Below are 5,547 nucleotides of genomic sequence, written 5' to 3'. Positions count from 1 at the left end.
GCGCGGCACCTTGAAGTACTTGTCGAACTCGAACTGGTCGTGGTAGATCCAGTAGCCGCCGAACAGCTCGTCGGCGCCCTCGCCCCACTGCACCACCTGCACCTGTTCGCGCGCCAGCTTGCTGACGAAGAACAGCGGGATGGCGCTGGGTGCGCCCAGCGGCTCGTCCATGTGGTACTGCTCGGTGGGCACGATGTCAAGGAACTCCTGCGCGTCTACCTTTACCTGCCAGTTCGGCAGCTTCGCCCACTCGGCGAAGGCGGTGGCGTCGTCCAGCTCGTTCAGCTTGATGTCGAAGTCGGGCAGCGCGTTGATCTCGGCCAGCTTGTCCTCGCAGCCGATATCGTAGCCCACCGAGAACGTCTTGATGTCGGGCGCGTGCTGGCCCATGCAGTACGCGGCCAGCGAGCTGTCGATGCCGCCCGACAGGAAGCTGCCGATCTCCACGTCGGCGATCTCATGCGCCGCCACCGACTCGTCGAACACGCGGTTGATCTCGTCGGCCCACTCGTCCAGACCCTTCGACTCGTCGATCTTGTACGTGATATGGTAGTAGCACTCGACGTTCAGCTTGCCGCCCTCGAACACCATGAAGTGGCCGGGCAACAGCTTGTGCACGTCCTTAAACATGGTCTGCGAGTCGTTCATGTACTCGAAGCACAGGTACTGCGGCAGCATCTCGCGGTTGAGTTCCTTCTTGAACGCCGGGTGCGCCAGAAACGCCTTGATCTCGCTGCCGTAGATCAGACGGTTGCCGTCGTGCTGGTAGTAGAACGGCTTGATGCCGAACAGGTCGCGCGCGCACACGAGGCGCTTCTTCGGCGCGTCCCAGATGGCGATGGCGAACATGCCGCGCAGCTTCTCGAACACGTCGGTGCCCCACGCCTCGTAGCCGTGGACGATGGTCTCGGTGTCGCCGTTCGTGACGAACTCGTAGCCCAGCGCCTCAAGCTCGGCGCGCAGCTCCTGGAAGTTGTAGATCTCGCCGTTGAACGTGACGGTCACCGTGCCGTCGGCGTTCTGCATGGGCTGGCGCGAGCCCTCGAGGTCGATGATGCTCAAGCGGCGGAAGCCCATGGCGATGTCGTCGTCCACGAAGAAGCCCTCGTCGTCGGGCCCGCGATGGGCGATGCGATCGGCCATGTCCTTGACAACGGCCTTGTTGGTATCGGTATCGTAATCGACCGCGGTGAATCCCACGAATCCGCACATATGATCGGCTCCTCCTGCGTGCGCGCCTGCGCTTCTCGCGCGGCGGGTGCGTTCATATCCTTCGGTATGATACGCCACCGCCGCGCAATCCCCAAGGGCGGCGATGGAAACCCCATATCCAGACGCAGCCCCCAGCCCGCGGCCAACGGATCGCCGCCCCGCGTTTCTCGGCTCTTCACGGAGATTCGCTTCCCGCGCCACGCCGAAAGCGAGCTATGGGATAATGCTGCGGTATACCGTACATAAGGAGAACCCGACATGCCCGCTTCACCCCGCATCGCATCTACCGCCGACGTCGCGCGCCGATTGCAGCCCGTCGTCGTAGGCGGCGACATCCTGGCCTACAGCTACGTCCGCGAGCTGCACCGCGCCTACGGCGTCGAGCGCACCATCGTGCTGGCCACGCAGGACATCAAGATGCTGTCGTCGAGCCGCTTCACCGACTACCGCCTGGAGCCGCTCATCCACGAGCCGGAAGGCCTCTACGACGCGCTCGAGCGCGTGGCCGCCCAAGTGCGCGCCGAGGACCCCGACCGCGTGCTGCTGGTGCTGGGCTGCGACGACTGCCACGCGCGCATGCTGTCGTCGGGAAAGCCGCGCTTGGAAGCGGCCGGCTACACGGTTCCCTACATCGACTTCGACCTGCTCGACGACATCACGCAGAAGCGCCGCTTCTACGAGCTGTGCGACGAACTGGACATCCCCTACCCCCGCACCTGGTACTTCGACTGCGGCGAGAGCGGCCCAGCCGAGCTGCCGGTGCAGGACTTCCCCTACCCGCTGATCGCGAAGCCGTCGAACTCGGCGCAGTTCCAAGACGCCGACATCCCCCGCAAGCGCAAGATCTACGAGATCGAAAGCGCCGAGGAGCTGGCTCAGGTGTGGCGCGACATCCGCACCTCCGATTACGACAACGAGCTGGTGCTGCAGGACTTCATCCCCGGCGGCGACGACGCCATCCGCACGCTCACCACATTCTCGGACGCCTCGGGCGAGGTGCGCGTGGTGTCGGGCGGCGTCGTATGCCTGCAGGACCACGACCCCACAGCACTCGGCAACCCGCTGTGCATCATGGGCGAGCGAGAGCCCGAGATCATCGCGTGCGCCAAGCGCTTCCTCAAGCGCACGGGCTACCGCGGCTTCGCGAACTTCGACATCAAGCTGGACGAGCGCGACGGCTCGTTCCGCTTCTTCGAGGTGAACACGCGCTGCGGCCGCAACACGTACTACATGAGCCTGGGCGGCCAGAACTTCGTCGAGCTCATCGTGCGCGAGTTCCTGCTGGGCGAGACCATCGACTACCGGGAGGCGTACGATCCGTTCGTCTACAGCTGCGTGCCGCGCTACGTGCTGGATCGCAGCATGGAGAACCGCGCGCGCCTGCAGCAGGCCCTCGAGACGCTGCGCCGCACCCCCGAGCCCTACCCGTTGCACTACGCGCCCGACTCGTTCATGCACAACGTCTGGGCGAAGGTGATGCACGTGAACCAGATCCCCAAGTTCAAGCGCTTCTACTGGGACACCGACGGCAAGCAGCTGAAGTAACGAATCACGCGGAAAGGCGGCGCGCCGATGAAGATGAAAGCCTGGGAGTGGGCGGTTTGGATCGCGCTTTGCATCGCGCCGCTCGCCGCTGCGGCGGCAGCGCTCGGATCGCTGCCTGACACCATCGCGCTGCATGCCGGCGTACACGGCGTGATCGACCGGTACGGCTCCAAGTACGAGACGCTGCACATAGCGGCCATCCTGGGTCTTCCCAACCTTGCTCTCATGCTCGTCTCTTGGAAAGCGCCTGCACTCTTCGCCAAGGGAACCATCCACGGCGTCGACAGCCCTCGCAGCGCACGCATCCTCTTCCTGGTGATCGGCTCGATCGAAACCATCATCGCCATCGGGGTGGTGCTCTCGTTCGGACGCGGCGCCCTCGCAGGCTAGCGCCCTACACCGGTCGCCTATGCCCCTCTTCGGTGGTCAGGATCACGGGGCCGTCCTCGGTGATGGCCACCGTCTTCTCGAAGTGCGCCGACGGCAGGCCGTCGCGCGTGCACACGAGCCACCCGTCGGGCATCTGGCGCGTCTTGTACGTGCCCAGGTTGATCATCGGCTCGATGGCCAGCACCATGCCCGCCTCCAGCTTCACGCCGGTGTGCTTGCGGCCGAAATTCGGCACGTTGGGATCCTCGTGCATGTCGCGCCCGATGCCGTGCCCCACGTACTCGCGCACCACGCCGTAGCCCGCTTCCTCGGCCACGCTCTGCACGGCGTGGCCGATGTCGCCCAGCCGGTTGCCCGGTCGCGCGGCGTCGAGCCCGGCCCACATGCACCGCTCGGTCACGTCCAGCAGGCGCTTCTTCTCCGGCGAGATCTTCCCCACCGCGTACGTCCACGCGTTGTCGCCCACCCAGCCGTCCACGATGGCGCCCGTGTCGATGGAGATGATGTCGCCCTCCTTGAGCACCACGCTGCGCGAAGGGATGCCGTGCACGATCTGCTCGTTCACCGATGCGCAGATGGAGCCGGGGAACCCGCCGTAGCCCTTGAACGCGGGCACGCCGCCTTCCGCCCGGATGAGCGCCTCGGCCAGCTCGTCCAGCTCGAGCGTGGACACGCCAGGCCGCACCTGCGCGCCTACTTCGCGCAGCACCTTGGCCGACACGCGGCCCGCTTCCTTCATGGCCTCGATCTCGGCCGGGGACTTCCTGATGATCATACGCGTTCGCACCTTGCCTTGTACGCCGTTGTTTGCCGTCGCCCAGTATAGCACTGCCGCCCCGGCTTCCGAGGCCGTTACATCCCTCCCACGACCCCGAAACGCCTCCGCGGCGGGCGGCAACGCGCGCGAGCGCCGCCTCTAGCATGGCAAGGGCAACCGTCAGCAAACGAACAGGAGGCTCTATGAACCCGTTTGACCAGAAACCGACGAAATCCCTTGAGGACATGATGCTGGACTGGAAGGATCTTTCGCCCCGCCCTTACAAGAAGCTGGAAACCGATCCGTACACCAAGGCGCGCATCATCCTCATGAACGGTATCGAGGTGGAGGCCGTGATGTTCGGCCACAACTTCAACCGCAACTGCGAGGACAACGACCTGCGCCGCGACCTCGCCCTCATGCGCCGCATCGAGGCCGGTCAGCAGAAGCACGTGAACTGGCTGTCGCCCTCCGACGAGACACCGCTTGAGACCACCATCGGCTACGAGCAGCTGGCCGTCGACCTCACGGCCTGGCTCGCCATGCACGAGCCCGACGCGTACGCGAAATCCTGCATGGACTTCGCCCTGCTCGAGGACTTCGACCACCTGTACCGCTACGCGAACCTGCTCAAGGTCGACGAGGACCTGCCCGCTCACGAGCTCGTGCTCGACACCATCGAGATCACGCCGGGCCGTCCCACCGTCGCGCACCATCGCCATCCGTTCGACTCGGTCCGCGCCCCGCGCAACGCCAAGACCGCCGACATCCGCACGATCCTCGGCGCGCTCATCCTGACGGCCGGCGAGCAGCAGACCATGAACTTCTACATGAACCTGGGCAACACGCAGCCCGAAGGCGTCGCGCGCGACCTCTACCTGGAAATCGGCATGGTCGAGGAAGAGCACGTCACGCACTACGGCGCGCTGCTCGACCCTTCGGCCACCTGGCTGCAGAACCTGCTTCTGCGCGAGTACATGGAGACGTACCTGTACTATTCGTTCTACGAGACCGAGGTCGACCCGTACGTGAAGAAGATCTGGGAGCAGCACTTCGAGCAGGAAGTCGGGCACCTGCACAAGGCCGCCGACCTGCTGTACAAGCACGAGAACATGGAATGGCAGTCGCTCATCCCCGACGGCGAGTTCCCCGAGCTTCTGGACTTCCACCCCACGAAGGACTACGTGCGCGAGGTGCTGGACGAGCAGGCGACCCTCACCGCGAAGGAAGAGGGGTTCGTCGAACTGGACGAGCTGCCCGGCGACTACCGCTTCTTCGGCTGGAACGACCAGGTGAACGGCCGCATTCAGAACGTGCCCAGCCACCGCGTCATCCGCGAGGCGCAGAAGAAGGACGGCGAGGACTACCGCATCGAGGACCAGCCCAGCCCGGTGCGCGCGCTGCGCAACCGCAAGGAGGACAACACGAAGCTCGGCCGCGTGCAGGGCTCCGAGCACGACTCCTCCCGCGCTCCGGCGCGCGAGAAGCTGGAAGAAGTCGTCGAGCGCGAAGAGGTGCTGGCATAACCGCCCTCCCCTTTCCTGCCCGAACGAACGGAAGCGCCCGCGGAATCACTCCGCGGGCGCTTCTTCGTCTCCCGTGCGTCCCGGATGCCCGGGCTGCCGGCCGCCTTCGTCCTTGAG

Annotated in this window: 5 protein-coding genes; 3 read left to right on the top strand and 2 right to left on the bottom strand. The window is 65.3% G+C overall.

Annotated features, from left to right (window positions below):
* The coding region (gene asnB / locus ACMO6A_RS01760) for an asparagine synthase (glutamine-hydrolyzing) (RefSeq protein WP_418470693.1) at positions 1 to 1,212 on the bottom strand (1,212 nt) is incomplete at its 3' end.
* A 258-nt stretch (positions 1,213 to 1,470) separates the two neighbouring features.
* On the opposite strand from asnB, the gene ACMO6A_RS01755 reads away from it, so the two are divergent.
* Together ACMO6A_RS01755 and ACMO6A_RS01750 are read left to right on the top strand one after the other, a co-directional pair.
* Positions 1,471 to 2,757: a carboxylate--amine ligase gene (locus ACMO6A_RS01755; RefSeq protein WP_009306276.1), complete on the top strand. Its 1,287-nt coding sequence runs from the start codon at positions 1,471 to 1,473 to the stop codon at positions 2,755 to 2,757.
* Between the two features lie 27 nt (positions 2,758 to 2,784).
* Entirely contained in the window at positions 2,785 to 3,147 is a 363-nt protein-coding gene (locus ACMO6A_RS01750) for a DUF1648 domain-containing protein (protein WP_009306277.1), read from the top strand.
* Between the two features lie 4 nt (positions 3,148 to 3,151).
* On the opposite strand, the gene map is transcribed toward ACMO6A_RS01750, so the two are convergent.
* Positions 3,152 to 3,922: a type I methionyl aminopeptidase gene (gene map / locus ACMO6A_RS01745; RefSeq protein ID WP_009306278.1), complete on the bottom strand. Its 771-nt coding sequence runs from the start codon at positions 3,920 to 3,922 to the stop codon at positions 3,152 to 3,154.
* A 185-nt stretch (positions 3,923 to 4,107) separates the two neighbouring features.
* Between map and ACMO6A_RS01740 the strand changes: the two genes are divergently transcribed.
* Positions 4,108 to 5,430, top strand: coding sequence for a hypothetical protein (locus ACMO6A_RS01740; protein WP_009306279.1), 1,323 nt, complete (start codon positions 4,108 to 4,110; stop codon positions 5,428 to 5,430).
* Positions 5,431 to 5,547 lie beyond the last annotated feature (117 nt).

The organism is Eggerthella sp., from assembly GCF_048329335.1.
GTDB lineage: Bacteria > Actinomycetota > Coriobacteriia > Coriobacteriales > Eggerthellaceae > Eggerthella > Eggerthella lenta.
Note: the sequence above shows the minus strand (reverse complement) of the source record. Positions and strands in the feature narration are given on the sequence as shown.